Annotated in this window: 24 protein-coding genes; 14 read left to right on the top strand and 10 right to left on the bottom strand. The window is 66.5% G+C overall.

The features are described from left to right. The first annotated feature begins 2 nt into the window (after positions 1 to 2). The gene (locus Q7J58_RS10675) at positions 3 to 476 is read left to right on the top strand and encodes an Lrp/AsnC ligand binding domain-containing protein (protein ID WP_304827359.1); all 474 of its coding nucleotides are present in this window, start codon (positions 3 to 5) and stop codon (positions 474 to 476) included. Between the two features lie 20 nt (positions 477 to 496). On the opposite strand, the gene Q7J58_RS10670 is transcribed toward Q7J58_RS10675, so the two are convergent. After that, complete coding sequence (locus tag Q7J58_RS10670; RefSeq protein WP_304827357.1) at positions 497 to 1,201, bottom strand: YggS family pyridoxal phosphate-dependent enzyme; 705 nt, start codon at positions 1,199 to 1,201, stop codon at positions 497 to 499. Positions 1,202 to 1,241: 40 nt separating this feature from the next. On the opposite strand from Q7J58_RS10670, the gene Q7J58_RS10665 reads away from it, so the two are divergent. From Q7J58_RS10665 to Q7J58_RS10655, 3 genes are all read left to right on the top strand, one after another. Next, positions 1,242 to 2,285, top strand: a complete 1,044-nt coding sequence (locus Q7J58_RS10665) for a type IV pilus twitching motility protein PilT (RefSeq protein ID WP_304827354.1) — start codon at positions 1,242 to 1,244, stop codon at positions 2,283 to 2,285. Positions 2,286 to 2,412: 127 nt separating this feature from the next. Next, a complete protein-coding gene (locus tag Q7J58_RS10660) occupies positions 2,413 to 3,549 on the top strand; it encodes a PilT/PilU family type 4a pilus ATPase (protein WP_304827352.1) in 1,137 nt (378 codons plus the stop codon). A gap of 119 nt (positions 3,550 to 3,668) precedes the next feature. Next, positions 3,669 to 4,571, top strand: a complete 903-nt coding sequence (locus Q7J58_RS10655; protein WP_304827350.1) for an NAD(P)-dependent oxidoreductase — start codon at positions 3,669 to 3,671, stop codon at positions 4,569 to 4,571. A 121-nt stretch (positions 4,572 to 4,692) separates the two neighbouring features. On the opposite strand, the gene Q7J58_RS10650 is transcribed toward Q7J58_RS10655, so the two are convergent. Genes Q7J58_RS10650 through Q7J58_RS10640 form a run of 3 tightly spaced genes read right to left on the bottom strand, consistent with a single transcriptional unit; the run spans position 4,693 to position 6,453 of the window. After that, on the bottom strand, positions 4,693 to 5,352 hold the full coding sequence (locus Q7J58_RS10650) for a BON domain-containing protein (RefSeq protein ID WP_304827347.1): 660 nt from the start codon (positions 5,350 to 5,352) through the stop codon (positions 4,693 to 4,695). After that, a complete protein-coding gene (locus tag Q7J58_RS10645; RefSeq protein ID WP_304827345.1) occupies positions 5,349 to 5,969 on the bottom strand; it encodes an SIS domain-containing protein in 621 nt (206 codons plus the stop codon). Before Q7J58_RS10645 ends, Q7J58_RS10650 begins: the two co-directional genes overlap by 4 nt. 28 nt (positions 5,970 to 5,997) lie before the next feature. Continuing rightward, positions 5,998 to 6,453: a YraN family protein gene (locus Q7J58_RS10640; RefSeq protein ID WP_304827342.1), complete on the bottom strand. Its 456-nt coding sequence runs from the start codon at positions 6,451 to 6,453 to the stop codon at positions 5,998 to 6,000. Here Q7J58_RS10640 and rsmI point away from each other — a divergent pair. Continuing rightward, positions 6,453 to 7,388 carry a 16S rRNA (cytidine(1402)-2'-O)-methyltransferase gene (gene rsmI, locus Q7J58_RS10635; protein WP_304827339.1) on the top strand — a complete coding sequence of 312 codons (936 nt, stop codon included), beginning with the start codon at positions 6,453 to 6,455 and terminating at the stop codon, positions 7,386 to 7,388. The two genes, Q7J58_RS10640 and rsmI, sit on opposite strands and share 1 nt — an antisense overlap. Positions 7,389 to 7,421: 33 nt before the next feature. Here rsmI and Q7J58_RS10630 read toward each other — a convergent pair whose 3' ends face one another. Further along, positions 7,422 to 7,790, bottom strand: a complete 369-nt coding sequence (locus tag Q7J58_RS10630; RefSeq protein ID WP_304827336.1) for a hypothetical protein — start codon at positions 7,788 to 7,790, stop codon at positions 7,422 to 7,424. Positions 7,791 to 7,938: 148 nt separating this feature from the next. Here Q7J58_RS10630 and Q7J58_RS10625 point away from each other — a divergent pair, with 148 nt between their 5' ends. The 5 genes from Q7J58_RS10625 (at position 7,939) to Q7J58_RS10605 (ending at position 13,878) form a co-directional block, all read left to right on the top strand. Beyond that, the gene (locus tag Q7J58_RS10625; protein ID WP_304827334.1) at positions 7,939 to 8,598 is read left to right on the top strand and encodes a hypothetical protein; all 660 of its coding nucleotides are present in this window, start codon (positions 7,939 to 7,941) and stop codon (positions 8,596 to 8,598) included. 140 nt (positions 8,599 to 8,738) lie between these two features. Further along, positions 8,739 to 9,371, top strand: coding sequence for a DUF502 domain-containing protein (locus Q7J58_RS10620; RefSeq protein WP_304827331.1), 633 nt, complete (start codon positions 8,739 to 8,741; stop codon positions 9,369 to 9,371). Further along, the gene (locus Q7J58_RS10615; RefSeq protein WP_304827329.1) at positions 9,368 to 12,073 is read left to right on the top strand and encodes a bifunctional acetate--CoA ligase family protein/GNAT family N-acetyltransferase; all 2,706 of its coding nucleotides are present in this window, start codon (positions 9,368 to 9,370) and stop codon (positions 12,071 to 12,073) included. The genes Q7J58_RS10620 and Q7J58_RS10615 overlap by 4 nt, the downstream gene beginning before the upstream one ends. A gap of 106 nt (positions 12,074 to 12,179) precedes the next feature. After that, on the top strand, positions 12,180 to 12,764 hold the full coding sequence (locus tag Q7J58_RS10610) for a protocatechuate 3,4-dioxygenase (RefSeq protein ID WP_304827402.1): 585 nt from the start codon (positions 12,180 to 12,182) through the stop codon (positions 12,762 to 12,764). 55 nt (positions 12,765 to 12,819) lie between these two features. Then, positions 12,820 to 13,878 (top strand): metal-dependent hydrolase, encoded by a 1,059-nt coding sequence (locus Q7J58_RS10605; RefSeq protein ID WP_304827326.1) that lies wholly within the window; start codon positions 12,820 to 12,822, stop codon positions 13,876 to 13,878. Positions 13,879 to 13,888: 10 nt separating this feature from the next. On the opposite strand, the gene Q7J58_RS10600 is transcribed toward Q7J58_RS10605, so the two are convergent. After that, positions 13,889 to 14,359, bottom strand: coding sequence for a CopD family protein (locus Q7J58_RS10600; RefSeq protein ID WP_304827323.1), 471 nt, complete (start codon positions 14,357 to 14,359; stop codon positions 13,889 to 13,891). 29 nt (positions 14,360 to 14,388) lie between these two features. After that, a complete protein-coding gene (gene dinG / locus Q7J58_RS10595) occupies positions 14,389 to 16,797 on the bottom strand; it encodes an ATP-dependent DNA helicase DinG (protein WP_304827320.1) in 2,409 nt (802 codons plus the stop codon). A gap of 258 nt (positions 16,798 to 17,055) precedes the next feature. Between dinG and Q7J58_RS10590 the strand changes: the two genes are divergently transcribed. Beyond that, positions 17,056 to 18,444, top strand: coding sequence for a Fic family protein (locus Q7J58_RS10590; protein ID WP_304827317.1), 1,389 nt, complete (start codon positions 17,056 to 17,058; stop codon positions 18,442 to 18,444). 5 nt (positions 18,445 to 18,449) lie between these two features. On the opposite strand, the gene Q7J58_RS10585 is transcribed toward Q7J58_RS10590, so the two are convergent. Beyond that, positions 18,450 to 19,691: a HipA domain-containing protein gene (locus Q7J58_RS10585; RefSeq protein ID WP_304827314.1), complete on the bottom strand. Its 1,242-nt coding sequence runs from the start codon at positions 19,689 to 19,691 to the stop codon at positions 18,450 to 18,452. A 2-nt stretch (positions 19,692 to 19,693) separates the two neighbouring features. After that, positions 19,694 to 20,038, bottom strand: a complete 345-nt coding sequence (locus Q7J58_RS10580) for an XRE family transcriptional regulator (protein ID WP_304827311.1) — start codon at positions 20,036 to 20,038, stop codon at positions 19,694 to 19,696. A gap of 108 nt (positions 20,039 to 20,146) precedes the next feature. Here Q7J58_RS10580 and Q7J58_RS10575 point away from each other — a divergent pair, with 108 nt between their 5' ends. The 3 genes from Q7J58_RS10575 to Q7J58_RS10565 all read left to right on the top strand — a co-directional run bounded on the left by Q7J58_RS10575 (position 20,147) and on the right by Q7J58_RS10565 (position 21,726). Continuing rightward, entirely contained in the window at positions 20,147 to 21,022 is an 876-nt protein-coding gene (locus Q7J58_RS10575; protein WP_304827308.1) for an alpha/beta fold hydrolase, read from the top strand. 78 nt (positions 21,023 to 21,100) lie between these two features. Then, positions 21,101 to 21,400, top strand: a complete 300-nt coding sequence (locus Q7J58_RS10570; RefSeq protein WP_304827305.1) for a type II toxin-antitoxin system RelE/ParE family toxin — start codon at positions 21,101 to 21,103, stop codon at positions 21,398 to 21,400. Continuing rightward, positions 21,397 to 21,726 (top strand): addiction module antidote protein, encoded by a 330-nt coding sequence (locus Q7J58_RS10565; protein ID WP_304827302.1) that lies wholly within the window; start codon positions 21,397 to 21,399, stop codon positions 21,724 to 21,726. The genes Q7J58_RS10570 and Q7J58_RS10565 overlap by 4 nt, the downstream gene beginning before the upstream one ends. 110 nt (positions 21,727 to 21,836) lie before the next feature. On the opposite strand, the gene Q7J58_RS10560 is transcribed toward Q7J58_RS10565, so the two are convergent. Then, positions 21,837 to 22,778, bottom strand: coding sequence for a F0F1 ATP synthase subunit gamma (locus tag Q7J58_RS10560; protein ID WP_304827299.1), 942 nt, complete (start codon positions 22,776 to 22,778; stop codon positions 21,837 to 21,839). Positions 22,779 to 22,780: the final 2 nt, after the last annotated feature.

Below are 22,780 nucleotides of genomic sequence, written 5' to 3'. Positions count from 1 at the left end.
CCATGATCGACACCCCGCACGAACTCGACCGCATCGACCTGCGCATCCTGAATGTCTTGCAGGCCGACGGCCGCATCTCCAACCTGAAGCTGGCCGAAGCCGTGGCGCTCTCGCCCACCGCCGTGCTCGCGCGCACGCAGCGCCTGCAGCGCGAGGGCTACATCCTGGGTTTTGAAGCGCGGCTGAACCCGCTCAAGCTGGGCCGGGGCATGATGGTTTTTGTCGAGGTGTCGCTGGACCGCACCACACACAACGTGTTCGATGAATTCAAGGCGGCGGTGCAGGTGCACGACACCATCATGGAATGCCACATGGTGGCCGGCGGCTTTGACTACCTGCTCAAGACCCGCATGGCCGACATGGCCGCCTACCGGGCATTTGCCGGCAGTGTGTTGTGGCAACTGCCCGGCGTGCGCGAAACGCGCACCTATGCGGTGATGGAAGAGGTGAAGAACAGCACCCGGCTGCCGCTGTAGGCGTCCAGAGCCGTTGTGGCTCAGGCCCGCGCCGACCGGCTGCCAAAAATGGCCCGCCCCACCCGCACCAGGGTGGAGCCCGCCGCAATGGCGGCGTCCAGGTCGTCGCTCATGCCCATGGAGAGCGTATCCAACGCCAGGCCCTGCGCGTTGAGTCGGTCCAACAAGCCTTTGGCCTGCACAAACACCGCGCGTTGCGCCTCGAAGCCCTCCACCGGATCGGGAATGCACATGAGCCCGCGCAGCTTCAAGTGCGGCAACTGCGCCACGGCCTCGGCCAGCGCGGGCAACTCGGCCGGAGTGACGCCCGATTTGGTGGGCCCACCGTCCACGTTCACCTGCAGGCACACCTGCAACGGCGGCAGGTCCAGCGGGCGTTGTTCGCTCAGGCGCTGGGCAATTTTGAGCCGGTCCACCGACTGCACCCAGTCAAAATGCGCCGCCACCAGGCGGGTTTTGTTGCTCTGCACCGGCCCGATGCAATGCCATTGCAGTGCGGCGTCGGGGTGCGAGGCGCGCAGGGCCAGGATTTTCTCGACCCCTTCCTGGATGTAGTTTTCACCAAACGCCCGCTGCCCAGCGGCCACCGCCTGGGCCACCGCTTCGGGACCAAAGGTCTTGGAGACGGCGAGCAATGAGACCTGCGTCGCAGCGCGTCCCGCGTGGGCACAAGCCTGGTGAATACGCTCGTTCACGCCTTGGAGATTGCCTTCAATCGTCGTCATAATCGGTTCGTCAATACCAACACAGCACAGGACCCCCGGGATGGACATCACACAATTGCTGGCCTTCAGTGTCAAAAACAAAGCCTCTGACCTGCACCTCTCCGCCGGCCTGCCGCCCATGATACGGGTGCACGGCGACGTGCGACGCATCAACGTCGAGCCGCTGGACCACAAAATGGTGCACAGCATGGTGTACGACATCATGAACGACAACCAGCGCAAGCACTACGAAGAGTTCCTGGAGTGCGACTTTTCGTTTGAGATCGAAGGTTTGGCGCGTTTTCGTGTCAACGCCTTCAACCACAACCGCGGCGCAGGCGCGGTGTTCCGAACCATTCCCAGCAAAATCCTGACGCTGGAGCAGCTCAACGCGCCCAAGATTTTTGGCGACCTGGCCTTGCGTCCACGCGGCATGGTGCTGGTCACAGGCCCCACCGGATCGGGCAAATCCACCACACTGGCGGCCATGGTCAACCACCTCAACGAAACCGAGTACGGCCACATCCTCACCGTGGAAGACCCGGTGGAATTTGTGCACGAGTCCAAAAAGTGCCTGGTGAACCAGCGCGAAGTGGGTCCGCACACGCTGAGCTTTGCCAATGCACTGCGCTCAGCCCTGCGGGAAGACCCGGACGCGATTCTGGTGGGCGAGATGCGCGACCTGGAAACCATCCGCCTGGCCATGACAGCCGCCGAAACCGGTCACCTGGTGTTCGGCACGCTGCACACATCGAGCGCGGCCAAAACGATCGACCGGATCATTGACGTGTTCCCGGCCGAAGAAAAAGACATGGTGCGCGCCATGCTGTCCGAATCGCTGGTGGCGGTGATTTCGCAAACCTTGTGCAAGACCAAAGACGGCACGGGCCGCGTGGCGGCGCACGAAATCATGCTGGGCACCAGCGCCATCCGCAACCTGATACGCGAGGCCAAAGTGGCGCAAATGTATTCGGCCATCCAGACCGGCAGCAACGTGGGCATGCAGACGCTGGACCAGAACCTCACCGATCTGGTCAAGCGCAACATGATCAGCCCGGCGGAAGCACGCAGCAAAGCCAAGATTCCTGAAAATTTCCACGGTTAAAGATGACCCTCTGCTGGCTCGCTGGACCCAGCCACACAGCCACAGAGATCCACCGCAGTGGCCCGGTCAAGCCAGCGTGGCGGCCTGCGCGGCTTCTCGCCAACATTGAAAACAAAAGGTAAGCAGGATGGAACGCGACCAAGCATCGAAATTCATCAACGACCTGCTCAAGCTCATGCTGACCCGAGGCGGCAGCGACATGTTCATCACCGCCGACTTCCCCCCCGCCATCAAGGTGGATGGCAAGGTGATCAAGGTCTCGCCACAGCCCCTCAACGCGGGCCACACCCTGGCGCTGGCGCGCTCAATCATGAGCGACAAGCAGGCCGCCGAGTTTGAGCGCACCAAAGAATGCAACTTCGCGATCGCGCCACCGGCCATTGGCCGGTTCCGGGTCAGTGCCTTCATTCAGCAAGGCAAGGTGGGTATGGTGCTGCGCACGATTCCGTCGGTGCTGCCCACCATCGACTCCCTGGGTCTGCCCCAGGTGCTGAAAGACGTGGTGCTGTCCAAGCGCGGTCTGTGCATCCTGGTGGGTGGCACGGGCTCGGGCAAGTCCACGTCGCTGGCGGCCATGGTGGACTGGCGCAACGAAAACACACAGGGCCACATCATCACCATTGAAGACCCGGTGGAATTTGTGCACCCGCACAAAAACTGCGTGATCACCCAGCGCGAAGTGGGTCTGGACACCGACAGCTGGGAAGCGGCCCTCAAGAACACGCTGCGCCAGGCCCCCGATGTGATCCTGATGGGTGAGATCCGCGACCGCGAGACCATGGAGCACGCGATCCAGTTTTCTGAAACCGGCCACCTGTGTCTGGCCACGCTGCATGCCAACAGCGCCAACCAGGCCCTGGACCGCATCATCAACTTCTTCACCGAAGAGCGGCGCGCACAGCTGCTGATGGACCTATCGCTCAACCTGCGGGCGCTGGTGTCGCAGCGGCTGGTGCCGCGCCAGGACAACAAAGGGCGCCATGCCGCGGTGGAAGTGATGCTGAACTCGCCGCTGATCTCCGACCTGATCTTCAAAGGCGATGTGGCCGAGATCAAGGAAATCATGAAGAAGAGCGGCAACATGGGCATGCAGACCTTCGACCAGGCGCTGTTCCAGGCCTTTGAGGCCAACCTCATCACGTTCGAAGACGCGCTGCGCAACGCCGACTCCCTGAACGATCTGCGCCTGCAAATCAAGCTCAACAGCCGGCGTGCCCGAACGCAAGATCTGTCCGCCGGCACCGAAAACTTCACCATCGTGTAATTGACCCTCGCGCCGCACCTGAAGGCGCCTCACCGCCTCCCGGGGGCATGCGGGGTTGAACCTCACGCGCCGGATCGACCTTGCACCTGTTTCAACGCTTCATTGAAAGACATCCCTTCATGACCTCCATCGCTTCAAAAACCTACGAATCTGCCGCCCCCAAAAAAGTCGCGTTTCTTGGCCTGGGCGTCATGGGTTTTCCCATGGCCGGGCATCTGGCACGCGCCGGGCATTCGGTCTCGGTCTACAACCGTTCGCCCGCCAAAGCGCAGGCCTGGGTGACCGAGTTCGGTGGTGCTGCCCAGAGCACGCCACGCACAGCGGCGATGGGTGCCGACATCGTGTTCGCCTGCGTGGGCAACGACGACGATCTGCGCTCCATCACCCTGGGCGCCGACGGCGCGTTCGCTGGCATGGAACCCGGCGCGGTGTTCGTGGACCACACCACCGCATCGGCCGACGTGGCGCGCGAGCTGTATGGCGCGGCCAAAACGCTGGGCCTGGCCTTCATCGATGCGCCCGTCTCGGGCGGTCAGGCCGGTGCGCAAAACGGCGCTCTGACCGTGATGTGCGGCGGCGACGAAAAGGCTTTTGACGCCGTGAAGCCGGTGGCCCTGGCGTTTTCGCGCGCGTTCACCCGCATGGGCCCCAGCGGCACGGGTCAGCTGACCAAAATGGTCAACCAGATCTGCATTGCCGGGCTGGTGCAGGGGCTGGCCGAAGCGATTGCGTTTGGTCAGAAAGCCGGGCTGGACATGAACCAGGTGCTGGACGTGATCGGCAAAGGCGCCGCACAAAGCTGGCAGCTCGACAACCGGGGCAAAACCATGGTGGCCGATCAATTTGATTTCGGGTTCGCTGTGGACTGGATGCGCAAGGACCTCGGGCTGGTGCTGGACGAAGCCCGCCGCAACGGTGCCCGGTTGCCGGTCACGGCGCTGGTGGACCAGTTTTACGCCGACGTGCAAGCCCAGGGCGGCAACCGACTCGACACGTCCAGCCTGATCAAACGCTTGAAATAAGCCCACCCGCGCACCGCCTGCGGCGTCGCCCCTTCAGGGAGGCGTTACCAGCGCCCCGGCAAAGCCGGTTGCGTGGTAGCGGTGGGTGGTGCGTTCGCCGCCGGCGATGGTGGGCAACCCCTTACTTGGCGAGCGTTGCTTTTTCGTTTTCAGACGGTTTGGGCAGCATGCGGGCGAGCTCTTCCTCGCTGAGGATTTCCAGCACCCGCACCACGCGCTGCACGCCTTGGGTGTTGCGGGTGATTTCGGTGGCGCGGTCGGCTTCACGCTGGGTCAGAAGGCCCATCAAATACACCGTGCCTCGGGTCGTGACCACCTTGACGGCCGACGCCGACAAGTCGCGCGCATCGATCATGGCGGCCTTCACCCGGCCAGTGACCAAGAGGTCGGACGAGCGCTGCGAGAGCGAAGAAGCCCCCAACACACCCAGCTCGTTGACGATGCCGCGCACATTTTCGACACCCATCACGGTGCTTTCGGCCAGCGCCTTGTCCTGTTCGCTGGCCACATCACCCGTCAGCAGCACACGGCGGTTGTAGCTGGTGACGGACACATTGCCGCGCTGGCCTATTTGTTCACGCAGGCGGTTGGCCGCGCGCAGCTCAATGCCTTGGTCCTCCAACTGGGCGCCCGAGGTGCGGCGGTCGGTGACCACAAAGGCGCCGGTCATGGCACCTCCCACCACCAGAGGGGCGCAAGCCGACACCGCAGCCCCCAGCAACACAACCGTCAGGGTCGCGGCCGCCACACGGCTCCAGCGGCTTGGCTCAATGGACTTCATACGGGGTTCTCCTGCTCGTTGCTCAGCGCGTCGGGCAGCCCCAGCAACTGGGCGTCCACACCGTCGCAAATACAGTGCAACACCATGTGGTGCACCTCCAGAATCCGGGCCGGCACATCGTGGGGCACGCACACCAGCACGTCGGTGTCGCGCAGCATTTGCGCCAGGCGGCCACCGCGCCCGCCAGTCAGGGCCAACACGGTCATGTCGCGCTCGTGCGCGGCTTCCACCGCCGCCAGCAAATTGCCCGAATTGCCGCTGGTGGACAGCACCAGCAACACATCACCGGCCTGGCCCAGCGCGCGCACCTGGCGGGCGTAGACGGCGCGGGCGTCGAAGTCGTTGGCAATGCCGGTGAGCACGGCCGCGTCGGCCGAAAGCGAAAACGCGGCCAGTTCGGGGCGTTCGCGGTCGTAGCGCCCCATGAAACTGGCGGCAAAGTGCTGTGCCGCCGCGGCAGACGCGCCGTTGCCGCAGGCCAGCACCTTGCCGCCGCCCGTGACGCTGACGAGCACGGCGGTGGTGGCCGCTTCGACCACCGGGGCCAACGACTGCGCGCACTGGTATTTCAGGTCGGCGCTGTCAATGAATTGTTGTTGTATTCGTTGCAAAAGCATGGGGCGATCATAGCGGTCAAGGAAGTCATCAAAAGCCGGTGGATGCGTCAAAAGCCGCGCGCAACCAGTCGATGCGCAAGGGTTCTGGCGCCGGGGCTTGCGGCTCCAGCCGCCCGTGTATCAGCACCGCATCGAACCGGCATGGGGGCTCTGATCCGAACCGCAGCAAAAAGTGCCGCGCGGCCAGCACAATGCGGCGCTGTTTGGTGGCGGTGATGCTGGCACCGGCGCCACCCTGGCGGGTGCTGGCGCGCTGGCGCACCTCGACAAACACCAGCGTGCCGTCGGGCTCGCGCATAATCAAATCGACTTCGCCACCGCCCCGGCCCGGGGTCTTGAAATTGCGCTGCACCAGCGTCAGGCCGTGGCGCTGCAAATGCGCCAGCGCCAGGTTTTCTGCGGCATCGCCCCGGCCCTTGGTGGTGGGCCGCGTCGGCCGGTTGGGCTGCGGCGCTGGCGCCACCTGTTTTCTGGAAAACCACATTGTCTGCAAGCACTCCATCCCTGTTGGCCGCCGCACGCGAGGCAGCCGCTCACCAGCATTATCCGCAGGGCGCGCTCTACATGGTCGCCACGCCCATCGGCAACCTGGCCGACATCGGGCTGCGCGCCTTGCAGGTGCTGTCGCTGGCCGACACCGTGGCCTGCGAAGACACGCGCCACACCGCCGGCCTGCTGCAAGGCTACGGGCTGCACAAGCCGCTGCTGGCGCTGCACGAACACAACGAAGCCGAGGCCGCACAAACCGTGGTGCAGCGCCTGCAAGCAGGCCAGCGCGTGGCCTACGTGAGCGACGCTGGCACCCCCGGCGTGAGCGACCCGGGCGCGCGCCTGGTGTCGGCGGTCACGGCGGTGGGCCTGCGCTGCGTGCCCATTCCGGGCGCCAGCAGCATCACCGCGCTGCTGAGCGTGGCGGGCTCACCGCGCACCGGCGGCTGGGATGGCCGGTTTGTGTTTGCCGGTTTTTTATCGCCCAAAGCGGCCGAGCGCCAGCGCGAGGTGCAGCACATGGCCGACGACGCCCGGGCCTGCGTGCTGCTGGAAGCGCCGCACCGCATCGAAGCCCTGGCCAAAGACCTGGCCGCCCTGGGCGCGCGCATGCTGACCGTGGGGCGCGAGCTGACCAAGCAGTTTGAAGAAGTGGCACACCTGAGCGCCGAGGCATTCCCGGCCTGGCTGCAGGCCAACGCCCACCGCACGCGCGGCGAATTCGTGTTGCTGGTGCACCCGAGTGCCGCCGACAAAACGGAGGGCGGCGCGCTGAACGCCGCCACCCAGCGCACGCTGGACCTGCTGCTGACGGAGTTGCCGCTGAAAACCGCCGTGAAGCTGTGCGCCGACATCACTGGCCAGCCGCGCAACACGCTGTACGAAGCGGCCCTGGCCCAGCGCAAAAGCCGGCAAACGGAAGAAGACTGAAGACGCCCCCGCAAGCCCGGAAAAACAGCCGCTTCAGGGCAGCCGCACAACGGGGTCGCTGGCGGCACGCGGTGCGGCGCCGGGCGCCGTGGGTTCGGGCACTTCGTGGGCTTGCACGTCCACCACATCGCCCGGCTCAGCGCCGCGACCGGCTGTGCGGCCGGCGCCGGTTCGGCCCGACCACACACCCCCGGTATAGCGCTGCGACGCCTGCCGGAAGTGCTGAAACATGACCACCGGCGCCGGCTTGCGCCCGCTCAACAGCGCCCACAGCGAAGACACCAGCACAACAACCAGCACCGCCAGCAGCAGACTCAGCACAAAAATGGCCACAGCCAGTCCAAAAACCAGCTTGATGATGCCGCTGACCACGCGGCCGAGAAAGTCTGTAAAACCGTTCATAGAAGGAAGAGCCCGACGGGCCAGTGGAGTTCCGCAAGTATCGGCACACGCGCCCAACCGATTTGCCCAACAATCAACAGCGCTTTAAAACCAACGTTCATTACATAGGGACAAGCCCCTCGCTTGCAAGCATTTTCTGGAGTCTGCCATGGTTCTGGCCCACCCTTGCCTCACGCCCCACGTTCGCTTCGCTGCCAGCACACTGCTGGCGTTCGCGCTGCCCCTGGCCGCACAGGCCCTGGAGCTGTCCGACGTGGCGCTGGAAGGCGAGCTGCGCTTTTTGAGCGAACGCCCCGACCCCGGCGCCTACCACTACGCCTCGCGGGTGCAGATCAGTGACGAGAGCCTGACCAGCGGCGTGGTGCGGCTGTCCACCTGCCACCACCAGCTCGACCCCAACGCCAAAATCGTCATCGCGTTCAACCCCCAGCGGGTGCAGCAGATTGAAATGGCGTCCACCCAAGGCGTGGAGCGCGCGCAGGTGCAAGGCCACCGGGTGGAGCTGACCCAGGTTCAGCGCGGCGGCAGCGCCTGCATCAACCTCACCTCCAAAGCCCTGGAGCGGGTGAACGAACACACCTGGCGCCTGCACGCCGGACCGCTGATGCGCCGCTACCTCGACGGCTACCTGCCGATGCAAGCCCGCCTGGCCTTTCACTGGCCCGACGGACTGCTGCGCCTGCAACGCACCGAACCCGCCGGGCAACCCGGCGTCATGGTTCACAGCAACCGCGGTGGCGCTCAGCTGGACCTGGTGTTTGCCGGGCGCATGACCGCCACCCTGGACCTGGTGCGCGGCACGCCCTGAACGCATCACGCAGCGCCATCCGCCATTCTTGTCGCAGCAGCGGGAAGCTCCCGCTGCGCATGTCATGCGGCAACGGTGGTCGGCTGCTATGCTGAGAAACAGCCGCGCGCAGTCGACGCGTGGTTTTTTTACCGCCTGTCATGAAACCGATTTACCAATACTTCTTTCGCGGTCTGATCACGTTTTTGCCCCTGGCATTGACGGTCTACGTGCTGTTCCTGTTCGTCACCTGGACCGAAAGCGTGGCCATGGCAATCATCCGCCCCGTCATTGGTGACTTCTACCTGCCCGGGCTGGGCATTGTGCTGGGCGCCGGGTTGATTGTGGGGCTCGGCTTCTTCATTTCACTGCCCTCCACCGCGCGCCTGCTGTCGTGGGTGGAACTGCCGTTCACCAACCTGCCGGTGGTGAAAAGCATTTATTCGTCGCTGAAGAATTTTGCCGACTACTTCGCCCCGCACGAAAAAGACGCCCAGCAGGTGGTGCTGCTGCGCATGCCCGGGGGCGAGCTGTCCACCGTGGGCCTGGTCACGCGCCAGTCCATGAAAGGCCTGGCGCGGGGACTCAACGAACTGGAAGACCATGTGGCGGTGTACCTGCCCATGGGCTACATGATCGGCGGCTACACCGTGTTTGTGCCGCGCAGCTGGACCACGCCGATCGACATGACGGTGGAAGAAGCCATGCGCTCGGCGCTGATCGCCTTCATGTCGTCCAACCGCAGCGACAAAAGCGTCGAAAAGTCACCCACCCAAGAAAGCACATCAGCATGAGCATCCGCCACCTCGACGCCCTCTTTGCCCCCGCCTCGGTGGCGGTTTTTGGCGCCTCCGAGCGCCCCGGCAGCGTGGGCGGCACGGTGTGGCGCAACCTGCTGGGCCACGGCAACAGCGGCTACCGCGGCCGGCTCTACCCGGTCAACCCCAAACACAGCCAGCTCAGCGGCGTCACCGCCTACCGCAACGCAGAAGCCCTGCCCGAAGCGCCCGACCTGGCCGTGATCTGCACCCCCGCCCACACCGTGGCGCCGCTCATCGCGGCCCTGGGTGCGCGCGGCACACGCGCCGCCATTGTGGTCACCGCCGGACTCGACAAAGCACAAAAGCAGGCCATGCTCGACGCCGCCCGGGTGCACACGCTGCGCATCCTGGGGCCCAACTGCATCGGCATGCTGGTGCCCCACCTGGGGCTGAACGCCAGCTTTGCGCACATCGGCGCGCAACCGGGCGACCTGGCGTTTGTGTCGCAGTCGGGTGCGCTGGTCACGGCCATGCTCGACTGGGCCGGCTCGCGCGGCATCGGGTTTTCGCATTTCGTCTCGCTGGGCGAACGCGCCGACGTGGACTTTGGCGACATGCTCGACTTTTTGGGCAGCGACCCCAAAACCCGCTCGATCCTGCTCTACATCGAAAGCATCGACGACGCACCCAAGTTCATGTCGGCCGCCCGCGCTGCCGCCCGCAACAAGCCGGTGATCGTGGTCAAGGCCGGGCGCTCGGCGGCAGGCCAGCAGGCCGCCGCCACGCACACCGGTGCCCTGGCCGGGTCTGACGCGGTGTTTGACGCGGCCATTGCCCGCGCTGGCATGCTGCGCGTGGACACGCTGCACGAGCTGTTTCTGGCCGCTGAAACGCTGTCGCGCTTTCGCGACGGCCCCTCGGGCCAGCTCATCGTGCTCACCAACGGCGGCGGCGCCGGCGTGATGGCGGCGGACGCCGCAGCCGCAGCGGGCGTGCCGCTGGCTGCGCTGGACGGCGCCTTGCTGGCCCGGCTGGACGCCGTGTTGCCCGCCAACTGGTCGCGCGCCAACCCGGTGGACATCATTGGCGACGCGCCCGCCGCCCGCTACCAGGCCGCGCTGCAAGCGCTCTCGCACGAGACCGACAGCGCGGTGCTGTTCATCCACGCGCCCACCGCCATCGTGCCCAGCGCCGAGATTGCGCAGGCGCTGCTGCCGCAGGTCACGGCCGAGCCCCGGCGCGTGCTGGGCTGCTGGCTGGGCGATGCAGCGGTGGCACAAGCCCGCCAAACCTTCCGCCAAGCCGGGGTGCCCGATTTCAACACGCCCGAAGAAGCGGTGCGCGCGTTTTCTTTTCTGCGCACCTACCGCCTGCACCAGGAAGCGCTGTTGCAAACCCCGCCCGCGCGCAGCGCCGCCCAGCCGGTGGACCTGCCGCGCCTGCGCGCCATCGTCGAAGCCGTGCTCAGCAGCGGCCGAGAGCTGCTGACCGAGCCCGAAGCCAATGACTTTGTGGCCGCAGCGGGCCTGCCGGTTGTGCCCACCCGCACCGTGGGCATCGACCCCACCGAAGCCGTGGCTGCCGCCGACGCCATGGGCTACCCGGTGGTGGTCAAGATTCTGTCGCACACCATCAGCCACAAGAGCGACGTGGGCGGCGTGCGCCTGAACATCGGCAGCGCCGACGAACTGCGCGAGGTGTGCACCGCCATGCTGGAGCGTGTGCGCACCCTGCGGCCCGACGCCGATGTGCAAGGCTTCACCGTGCAGCCCATGGTGCGCAAAAAACACGCCCACGAACTCATCATCGGCGCCAGCGTGGACCCCATTTTTGGCCCGGTCATCTTGTTTGGCGCTGGCGGCACGGCGGTGGAGGTGCTGGCCGACCGCGCACTCGCCCTGCCCCCACTCAACACCCCGCTGGCGCTGGCGCAAATTCAGTGCACCCGCATTGCCAAGCTGCTCCAGGGCTACCGCGACGAGCCCGCTGCCGACGTGAACGGCATTGCGCAGGTGCTGGTGGCCGTGTCGCAGCTGCTGGTCGAAGTGCCCGAGCTGGCCGAGCTGGACATCAACCCCCTGCTGGCCAACCACGAGGGTGCGGTGGCGCTGGACGCGCGGGTGCGCCTGTCGGCCGCACGGCCCGCGGGTGCGGCGCACTTTGCCATTCAACCCTACCCGCAGCATCTGGTGGAAAGTTGGGCCTGGCAGGGCGAGGCCATCACGCTGCGCCCCATTCGCCCGGAAGACGAAGCCCAGCACCGCCGTTTTCTGGAGCAGCTGGACCCGGAAGACATTCGCCTGCGCGTGTTTTACAGCCGCCGCAGCATCGAACACAGCGAACTGGCCCGACTCACGCAGATCGACTACGCCCGCGAAATGGCCTTCATTGCCACCCGGCCGCTGTCCCATGACGGCGAAGAAACCCTGGGCGCCGTGCGCGCCACGGTGGACCCGGACAACCACACCGCCGAGTTTGGCGTGATCGTGCGCTCCGACCTGAAAGGCAGTGGCCTGGGCCACCGGCTCATGGGCAAAATGATCGAGCACCTGCGCGCCCGGGGCACGCAGCGCCTGGTGGGCACGGTGCTGCGCGTCAACACCGGCATGCTGGAACTTGCGCACGCGCTCGGCTTCCAAGAAAGCCGCAACCCCAGCGACCCGGGCGACCACCAGGTGCGCTTTGTGTCGCTGGAACTGCAACCCGCCGCCAGCACCGACCACCGCAGGGGCTGAGCCTCAACGCAAGTTCTGCTGCCCGCCGAAGGAGCCCGCCATGCCCATGCCGCCCCACCTTTTGCCAACGCCCTCGCGCCGCCAGTTGCTCGTGCGCAGCGCCTCAATGATCGCCGCCACCGCCGCACCGGCCTGGCTCACGCCCGCGCTGGCGCAGCCCAGCCTGCGGCCCACGCCCAGCCAGACCGAAGGCCCGTTTTACCCCGTGGCCCTGCCCGCCGACAGCGACTTTGACCTGCTGCGCAACGGCCACGCCACCTACAGCAAAGGCCAGCCCGCTTGGGTCGAAGGCGTGCTGACCGACACGCGCGGCGTGCCAGTGACAGGCGCGGTGGTGCAAATCTGGCAGTGCGACCAGGCCGGCCACTACCACCACCCCGGCGACGGCGGCAAGGCCGACCCCGCCTTCCAAGGCTTCGGCCAGGTGAGCGTGGGGCGCGACGGCCGCTACCGCTTTCGCACCCTGCGCCCGGCGCCCTACAGCGGGCGCACGCCGCACATCCACGTCAAGGTGCGGCTCGATGGCCAAGACCTGCTCACCACCCAGCTCTACGTGGCCGGTGACCCGGGCAACGAACGCGATTTTTTGTGGCGCCGCCTCGGTCCCGAGGGCCGCACCGCGCTCACCGTGCCGTTTGTGCCCGGCGCAGACGGTGTCAGGGCGACTTTCCCCATCGTCGTCCAGGCTTGATGGTGTCTCCCGCACGGTGCGGCGCAACCTGCCAACACCGCCAACCCACCACCCCATGGATTCTTTGACCCAAATCGCCCTCGGATCGGCCGTCAGCGTGGCCGTGATGGGCCGGCGCACCGCCGTGTGGAAAGCCGCCCTGTGGGGCGCTGTGGCCGGCACCCTGCCCGACCTCGACGCCTTCATCGACCACGGCAATGCCATCCTCAACATGACGCGCCACCGCGCCGAGAGCCATTCGCTGCTGTTGCTCACGCTGGTATCGCCGCTGCTGGCCTGGGCAGCGTCCCACATCCACCGAAGCCCGCACGCGCCAGCGGCCAGCAGCGCCCTGCACGGCGACACCCCGCAGGCGCCAGCGTTCTTGTGGTGGTGGCTCGCGCTGTGGCTCGGGCTGTTCACCCACCCCCTGCTCGACACCATGACCGTCTACGGCACCCAGCTGCTGCAGCCGTTCACCGACCACCCGTTTGGCGTGGGCAGCATCTTCATCATCGACCCGCTCTACACCGTGCCGCTGATCGTGGGCGTGGTGGCTGCGCTGCGGCTCAAGAATGCGCGCGGCCTGCGCTGGAACCTGGCCGGCCTGGCCCTGAGCACGCTCTACCTGGCCTGGAGCTTCGGCGCCCAGCAACACGCCACCCAGGTGGCCCGCGCGTCTCTGGCCGAACACAACATCCGTGCGCAGGGCCTGCTCGTCACCGCATCACCGTTCAACACCGTGCTCTGGCGCCTGGTGGCAACCACGCCCACGCAGTACTTTGAAAGCCACTATTCGCTGCTCGACAACGGCCGGCGCATCACCTGGACCGCGCACGACCGCGGTGCGGCGCTGATCGCCGAGCACGGCAACGAGCCGTCGGTGGCGCGCATGGCGGCGTTCACCCACGGGTTCTACAGTCTGTCTGAAACCGACGGCCGCCTGTTTGTGACCGACCTGCGCATGGGCCAGGAACCCGCCTACACCTTCCGCTTTGACCTGGGCAGCGCACCCGCCCGCGCCAGCGGCCAGCACCTGCCGGTGCAACAAACCATGCGCCCCGACCTGGGCAAGGCCCTGCCCTGGCTGTGGCAGCGCCTGTGGGGCCACGACGTGCCACTGCCCCGGATGTAGGGCACCAGCCTCAAGACATCCAGAACGTGATCGCAATGATCACCACGCCAATCGCCAAATTGATGCCCACCGCCGTGCGGATGCTCGCCAGCGCAGCGCCGCCCGCAGGCCAGTCGCTGGCGGCCACGGCTTTGCTCAGGCGCTTGAACAGGGCGAAGCGGATGTGGCCAAAGATCAGCATCATCACAATGCCGAGCGTGGCCATGAGGGTCCAGTTCAGCGGCATGGCGAAACCCAGGCCGGCTTGCACCGACTCTTTGGCCACACGCCCGATCATCCACAAGCCGCTGGCCAGCACCACCCCAATGGCCACCAGCACGGCGGCAAAAAAGCGCTGCAGCGTGGCGTGCATCAGGCGCACGCGCACCGGGGCTTCGAGCTGCATGGCGGCCGGGCGCAGGAAGAAATGGGCAAAGACCATGCCGCCGATCCACACCACAATGGCCAGGACGTGCAACAGTTTCAGGGTGGCGTAGATCATGTGGGGGTTTTCGTTGAGGGTGGAACAGGTTAGGCGCTCACGTCCGACAGCACGCCGTTCTGGCGGCGCTGCAGCCGGTACGGTGGCAGGCCCTTGAGCATGCGCCGGCCATAAGACTGGCGCAGCAGCCGGGCATCGTAGCAAACGACCACCGCCTCGTCGGTCTCGGCGCGGATGGCCCTACCGGTCCACTGCAATAGGCGCGCGCCGGTGGCCGGCACCACCAGTTCGCTGAACGGGTCGCGGCCCTGGCTTTTGAGCCAGTCGGCGCGGGCCTGGCCCACCGGGTCGCTGGGCGATGCAAACGGCAGCTTGGTGATGAACACCCATTCGCACAGCTCGCCCGGCAAATCGAGCCCTTCGCCAAACGACTGCAGGCCAAACAAGATGGACGGGCTGCCCGCCGCCACGCGCTCGGCGTGTTGGCGCAGCAACTGGATGCGCGAGGCGTCGCCCTGCACCAGCACCTGGTCGCGCAGGTCGCTGTGCAGGCCGCGTTCGAGCAGCGCTTGCGCGCGCCGCATTTGCACCCGGGACGTGAACAGCACCAGCGCACCGCGCTGCACCTCGGCCAGGTCGGTCATCAGCGCGTCGAGCATTTCGCGGGTGTAGGCCTCCACGTCTTTCGGGTCGGCCTGGGTCTGCACCACCACCAGGCGGCCCTGGCGGGCGTGGTCGAACGGGCTTTGCACCTCGCGCGCCACCACCGCGTCGTCAAACGCCAGACCCGACTCGTGCAGAAAATGCTCGAAACCGCCGCAAGTGACGAGCGAGGCCGACGTGACCACCGCCGCACGCACCTTGCTCCAGAGCTGGTTGCGCAGCAGGCTGCCAGGCTCCAGCGGGCAGGCGTGGGCGGTAAGGGTCACGAGCCCGTGGTTCAGACCCGCTTGCAGCCACTTGGCCAGCGGCGCCTGCCGGGGTTGCTCGGGGTCGTGGGTGGCGGGTTCTTGCAGCCACAGCGTGGCGGTTTCTTGCGCGCTTTGCAGGCGCGGCGCCAGCACGCCCAGGCGGCTGTAGAGTTTGGCGCAGCGCGCAGCGTCGCCGGGGTTGTCGCGCGCGGTGGCCTTGAGCTGGGTGGCCAGCGCGTCAAACACCTTCAGCAGCGCGCTGGCGTTGGCCTGCAACCGGGCCACGGTTTCCAGCCATTCTGGCGGCAGGGCGCCGCTTTCAAAACGGTCCGTCACCGAGGCCGCGCCGTCGCCCCAGCCGACTGTGGCGGGTGTGCCGACCTTGGCCTGTGCGCCCGCCCAGCCAGCGCGCGCCGCTGGGCGCGCCGGTGCGCGTCCGGTCAGCGCTTGCCAGTCGGGGTTGTCGCCCAAACGCGCCATGGCCATGCGCGCCAGCTCGTTTTGGGCCGACTTCATCTCGCGTGCCAGCGTGGCCACATCGGCGTTGGGGGTGTGCTGCAGCGCGCCGGCCACTTCGTCCACCGCGCGCGGCAGGCGGTCGAGCCACTGGGTGCGCATCAGGTCCATCGACGCGGTGAACTGCCCCTGCGCCACCGCGCCCAGGTGGTGCGCTTCGTCAAACACCAGGTAGCAGTCTTCGGGTGCGGGCAGCGCGTGCAGGCCCAGCGTGGCCAGCAGCAGGTCGTGGTTCACCACAATCACCTGCGACTGCGCCAGCCGCGCCCGCGCCTGGTAGTAGCTGCAGCTGTGGTAGCTGGGACAGTGGCGCGCGGTGCAGCTGTGGCGCTCGGCCGCCACCGGGCTCCACACGTCGCTCTCGGGCGGTTCGTCCAGGCGGTCGCGGTCGCCGTCCCAGGCGCCGCTGTCGAGCTGCTGCGTCCACTGCGTGTATTGCTTGGCCCGCTCGGTCCAGCGCTCGGCCGCCCGCGCGCTGGCCGCCGCCGTGGCCACGGTGTGTGCGGCCACGCCCGAAGCTGTTTCGTCGGCAGCGGCGGGTGCGTCGTCGCTCTCAAACAGGTCGGCGCTGGCCGCATCGCCGCCGCTGAGTTGGTCCAGCTTCAGGCGGCACACATAGCGCCCACGGCCCTTGGCCAGCGAAAACGTGAACGGCTCGGGCAGCGCCGCCGCCAGCGCGGGCAGGTCTTTGGCGATCAACTGCTCTTGCAGCGCCACCGTGGCGGTGGAAATGACCACCCGCTTTTGCTGCGCCAGCGCCAGCGGAATCACGGTGGACGCATACGCCGCCGACTTGCCCACACCCGTGCCGGCCTGCACCACCGCAATGCCGCGATCGGGCAAACCCGCGTCGCCGCTCACCGAACCGTCGCCCAGGCTCACGCCGCTGAGCGTGTGGGCAATGAGCGCGGCCATGTCGCGCTGGCCGGGCCGCGCCCGAAAGCCGCTGGCGTGCGACACCACATGGTCAAACGCGGCCAGCGCCAGCGCCTCGCGCGCCAGCGGGCCAGACGGCATGGCCTCGGGCGCGGGGTCGGCGGGGTCGGCGTTGAATTCGGGGGTTTGGGACATGTGGGGCGGATGGCAGGGGAACAGGCGGGCGGGGCGGAAAGCTGCGGACGCAGCTTGCAGGCAAGGTCGAGCGTGCATTGTCCCAGACCCATCACCCGCACAGCTGGTGCAACCAACCCCCTTCAGCCGCCCCACCCCCAGCGGGCACAAGGCGGCAACCGTTCCGTCCGACGGCATTTGGCGCGATTTATGGTACCGCTGGCGCAATTTCGAGTTTTGCGCCAAAATCGCGCCAATCATCTGTTAAATAGCACCCCCATGAACAACGACACCGGCCTATTACAAAGCCTTCAAGCCAGCACCACCAGCCTGAGCCTGGCGCAGCTGCTGGCATTGCACCCCGCGTTGCCGCGTCGCAGTGCGCAGCGCCAGCTGGCGCAGTGGGTGGCTGCTGGCTTGGTGCGGGCTGAGGGCCAGGCTCGGGCGCGCCGTTACCAGGTGTCCACGTTCGCGGCACCCGCCCCGGTCACGGCCGCGTTTGCGGTGCGCGAAACGGTGGCCGACCTGCTGGCGGGCAGCGTGGCCTTGTCGCCAGAGGGCCGGGAGATCCTGGCCTACATTGAGCAAGCGCCCACCGCGCGCAAGCCCGTGGGCTACCAAACCGACTTTTTGGCGGCCTACCAGCCCAACCAGACCCACTACCTGCCCGAAGCCCTGCGCAGGCATTTGCACCGCCTGGGCCGCACCCCACCGGGCCAGGCGCAAGAACCCGCCGGCACCTACAGCCGCGCCATCCTGAACCGCTTGTTGATCGACCTGTCCTGGGCCTCCAGCCACCTGGAAGGCAACACCTATTCGCGCCTGGACACCCGCAAGCTGATCGAGCAAGGCACCGCCGCCAGCGGCAAGCCCGCCATCGAAACCCAGATGATCCTGAACCACAAGGCCGCTATCGAGTTTTTGGTGGGCAACATCGACAGCGTGGGCTTTGACCGCTACACCCTGCTCAACCTGCACAGCGCCCTGGCCGAAAACCTGTTGCCCAACCCCGCCGACGAAGGCCGGGTGCGCCAGCACGCAGTGGACATCGGCCTGTCCGTTTACCGCCCCCTGTCGGTCCCCCAACAGATTGACCACCAGCTCAACCTGCTGCTGACCCAAGCCAGCCAGATTGCCGACCCCTTTGAACAATCGTTTTTCATGATGGTGCACCTGCCTTACCTGCAGCCCTTTGCCGACATCAACAAACGCACCTCGCGGCTGGCGGCCAACCTGCCGCTGTTCAAGGCCAACCTCTGTCCGCTGACCTTTGTGGACGTGCCCGAGCCCGCCTACCGCAGGGCCGTGTTGGGCGTGTACGAAATGACGCGCGTCGAGCTGCTGCGCGACCTGTATGTGTGGGCCTACGAACGCTCCACGCAAGAGTATCTGGCCATCCGCCAGGAGCTCAGCGAACCCGACCCGCTGCGACTGGCCTGGCGCGACCTCATCAAAACCACCGTGCGCCACGTGGTGCAACACCCCGAGAAGCACCCCACCAGCACCATCGCACAAGCCGTCGCCGACAGCGTGCCCAGCTCTGAACGCGCCACCGTGCAAGCCCTCATCGAAGCCGAACTGCTCCGCCTGCACGAAGGCGTGCTGGCACGCTATGGACTGCGGCCTTCGGAGTGGGTCGCTTGGCGGCGGGCGCAGGCGGGTGCTTGAAGCATTCAGGACATGAAACCACCGCTCAAGGCTTCTCTTCGTTGCGTGGTCAGATGCGCCCCATCCAGGTACTGGGCCAGCAGCTCTATGTCTGCTGCGCGTACGCCTTCGCCCTGAAACACCGGTTTCCAATGCGCCACCTGCTGCGCCACGTGTGCGGCCATACCGCGTGCGCTGGCGGCGCTCAAACCAAACGCGCTGGCTTCTGACAAAGCATTGGTAAAGCTGGCCTCATGGCCTTGCTGGCCCACGCGCATTTGCTGGTGGCCCAGGCCTTGTGCGGCGGGCAACACGTCGTAGGCGGCAGACAGTTCATAAAACCCATCGGCACCGCGCACCAAAGCATGGTTTTTTTCGTGGTCGTCCGTGTTGTCGATCAGGATGTTGAACACCATGCGCCGGAACAGCTCTTGCTGCTGTGCACGCACCTGCTCGGGGCGGCCCAGCCGCCGCAGCAGCTGCGCCAACTCCGGGTAACCCATGGGCTCGCCCGCTGCGCGCAGCGCCACATGGGCCGACAGCACATGCACACGCTGGGCGCCCGCACGGTCAAACCGCTTCACCGCAACCGCGTGCCCGCGTGGCAGAGGCAACGCACGGGTTTCGGCGGTGTGAATGCCGCAGCGCCGGGCCAGTTGCATGCTAGCGTGTTCGATCAGCGGGGCGTCCAGTTCCCCACCATCTGAAAACTTCACCACCCACGCGTGCCCGTCCATCTGCATCAACGATTTGGGTCGCGCACCGCCCATGCTCACGCCCGGCTGCAGCAGGCGGCGCTGCTGTTCGGTGACGGCCTCCCCCGCCATCACGCGCTGCACGGCGCGGTGCATGTCGTCCAGTCCGTCAAAGCTCGCCATGACGGCCGTAGGCGCGGGTTCATACACCGCGTCGCCCAAAGAAACGCCCAAAGCGCCAAACCGGTCATCGCCCGCGAAATACACATATTCCAGCAAAGACAAGCGGGCGGGCCGCTCAATCAGCCGAATGACGCGCTCGCCCCACTGGTCTGGCCGGGCGTCGTCCACCGCACCGGCAGCGGTGTCGCGCTCAGCGGGCAGGTGCAAACCGGGCTGCAGCGGCAGGTCTTCGCTCAAAGCAAAGCCTTGCGGCCACGCTAACCAGCCCGGGGCATAGCTCAGGCCCAACTTGCGCCGGTTGTCCTGCAAGCTGAGCGTGCCGATGCGCTGCGGGGCAGCCGGGTCGGCCAACCACCACAGGCTCATGCTGTCTTGCGGTTGGTATGGCATGTTCACAACACTTGGGCCGGTTTGCGCGACATGCGCCGCCCCCGCTGGCGCACGGCTTCAATGTCTTGCTCCAGCGCGTTCAGATCTTGCGCGGGCGCGGCCACGTCGGGCAAAGCGGCATGCCGACCCATGAGCCACAGCGCCGTGGCGTACACGCCCATGCCCACCGACGGGTCGCCTTTTTCCATGCGGATGAGGGTGGGAACCGACACCGCCATGCGGCTGGCCCAGGCGCGCAGGCTTTCCTTGCGGCGCTGGCGGGCCAGCGCCAGGTTTTCACCCAGATCGCGCAGCGCCTTGGCGGCAGAGGCAGGCAGTTGTTCGGCAGCGGCAGCGGGTTTTGGCATAAAGCAAACTTTAACAGAAGCGATTTTTTGTATGGTTTTGATTATCCAAGAAGTTGCACAGGGCTGCACCCTGCGCTTCATAATGCACGCACCCCTAAACCCACCCGCATGACGCTCAACCCCCTCTTTGTTTCACTCGCCCTGGCCGGCGCTGCCCTGCTCGGCGCACGCCAGTTGCTGCGCTGGGGCCTGGCCCCCACCGCCACCGTGGCCGGCACCCAACCCGGCGAACTGGGCCTGCACGCCCGCAGCGTGCACCTGAACGGGCCCAACGGCCTGCGCCTGTTTGCCTGGTACCTGCCGCCGCTTTCGCAGACCAGTGGCGCCCCCGCCGTGGCGCTCATGCATGGCTGGGGCGGCAACGCCAGCACTCTGCTGCCCGCTGCGCAGGCCCTGCACGCCGCAGGCTACGCCGTGTTGCTGCCCGAATCGCGCAACCACGGCCGCAGCAGCCGCGACGACCACAGCTCCCTGCCCCGCTTCGCCGACGATCTGGACCGCGCACTCGACTGGCTCGCCGCGCAACCCGAGGTGAACCCGCAGCGCCTGGCCGCGCTCGGCCATTCGGTGGGTGGCGCGGCGGTGTTGCTGGTGGCATCGCGCCGCCCGGGGCTGGCCGCAGCCGTGAGCGTGGGCGCGTTTGCCCACCCCGAACAGGTCATGCGGCGCTGGCTCGCCGCCTACCGCGTGCCTTACTGGCCGCTGGGCTGGCTGGTCAACCGCTATGTGGAATGGGTCATCGGCACCCGCTTCAGCCGCATCGCCCCGCTGGCCACGCTGGCGCAAGCGCGCTGCCCGGTGCTGCTGCTGCACGGCGCGCAAGACACCACCGTGCCCCTGGCCGACGCGCAAGCCCTGATCGCCCAGCGCGGCACCGCCCATGCCCGCTTGTTGGCATTGGACGGCACCCACGAAGCCTTTGCGGACCCGGCTGCGGCTGAACAGGCGGTGTTGGGGTTTCTGGCTGGGCAGATGGCTGGGTAACGGTTCAACCAACCCAGTGTCTGCGCGGCATCGGTTTCACCCATTGCACAGCTGTAGCCCAAGAGCTACACTTTGCTGATGCAAGTTGAAAAGACCGATCAGTACCGCGACTGGATTGACGCTCTGAAAGACCGAACCGGGCGGGCACGGGTGCTGATGCGCGTTGATCGCTTGATCCATGGCAATGCGGGCTCACACCGCCATTTGACGGAAGGCGTCTCGGAACTCAAGGTCGATGTTGGCCCCGGCTACCGGGTGTACTACTCGCAACGAGGTCACAAGATCCTTTTGCTCATTGCAGGCGGCGACAAGTCAAGCCAGACCAAAGACATCGCGCTCGCTATGGAACTCAACCGAAAATTTGTGGAGCCGTCATGACAAAAATTGCCACCAAAGCGCCTGAGAAACCAAAGACCTCGGCCTACGACGTATCCGAACACCTGCGCACACCCGAAGAGATGGCTGCCTACCTCGACGCGTGGTTGGAGGAAGCACCGGAAGACGCCGCTGGCATTGCCCGCGCACTGGGCGACATCGCCCGGGCAAAAGGCATGTCACAAGTAGCCAAAGATGCCGGCCTCAGCCGCGAGAGCCTCTACCGCGCCCTAAGTGCTGAGGGCAACCCCAGCTTCGCTACCGTGCTCAAAGTGGCCAAGGCCCTTGGCGTCAGGCTTCACGCACAGGCTGTGCCGAGCGGCAGCTGATCGGGTGGGCAACGGTTTCTAACCATCGCCTGTCCCCAGTGGGGCGGGGGAACTCCCGTGACTTTTCTGCAATTTGATGAGGGGGTGGGTTCGCTGCCGTACCCACCCCCTCAAGCGCGTGGCGGCGCTTGTGGCGCCATGGCGTCAAAGCCGGCCACCACGTCGAACAGCTCTTCGTCAATGCCGCTTTGGCGGATGCGGTGAAACCTGGCGCCCAGCTCAGTGAGCAGTTCCCCGATGTTGCGGTCGGCACGTTGCATGGCGGCCAGGCGGCTGGCGTTTTCGCTGGCCAGCGACTCGGCGCTGGCGCGAAACAAGGACACAAACAGGTGTTCGCGCACAAAGGCCCGCAGCACTTGGGGGCTGGTACCCAGCACCTCGGGCTGCTGTGCCGTGGGCCAGGGCTGGGCGGCGAGCCCGGCTTGCCAGTGCCCGTCCAGCGGCAGCAGGCGCTGGCTCACCGGTTCGTAACTGGCACCGCTGGGACGGTTGTAAAACAGCACCAGCGTTTCACCCGGCGCGGCGCCCTCGTTCTCTTGGCCCGGCGTTGGCACCTTCAACAAGATCTGCCCGACCAGGCGCGTGATCAGTTCCACCGACCCAGGGACCGGAAACGTGAAGGCGGGCGACAGACCCTCGTCGTGCAGACGCGCCTGCACGCGCTCGCCCACCGCCCACACCTGCGCCTTGGCGGGCTGCTGGCCCAGTTGCGCCATGGCGTGCTCAACCACCGCCTCGTTGAAGCGGCCCACCAGCCCTTGGTCGGAGCCGAACACGATGGCGTGCACAACGGTTGGGCTGTGGGTCTGATGGGTCTGGTGGGTCTGGTGGGTCTGGTTTTGGGCCAGCGCCTGCCCGCCTTGGGCATGGGCCGAGCGCAGGCACAGGCTCAGCCCCAGCTCCACCGTGCGGGCGTAGTCGCCCAGCGCGGCCACCGAATTTTCGTATTGCCCAATGGCCGAAGCCGCCGACGCTTTCATGGTGCGCACCACGGCCTTGAGGTCGCGGGCGCTGCCGATCTGGCGGCGCAGTGCGGTGGTGGTGTTGGCCATCA

It is taken from the genome of Hydrogenophaga sp. (assembly GCF_030656115.1).
In the GTDB taxonomy this organism is placed as follows: domain Bacteria; phylum Pseudomonadota; class Gammaproteobacteria; order Burkholderiales; family Burkholderiaceae_C; genus Hydrogenophaga.
The sequence above is the reverse complement of the archived record's forward strand: the minus strand, read 5'-3'. Positions and strand labels throughout refer to the sequence as shown.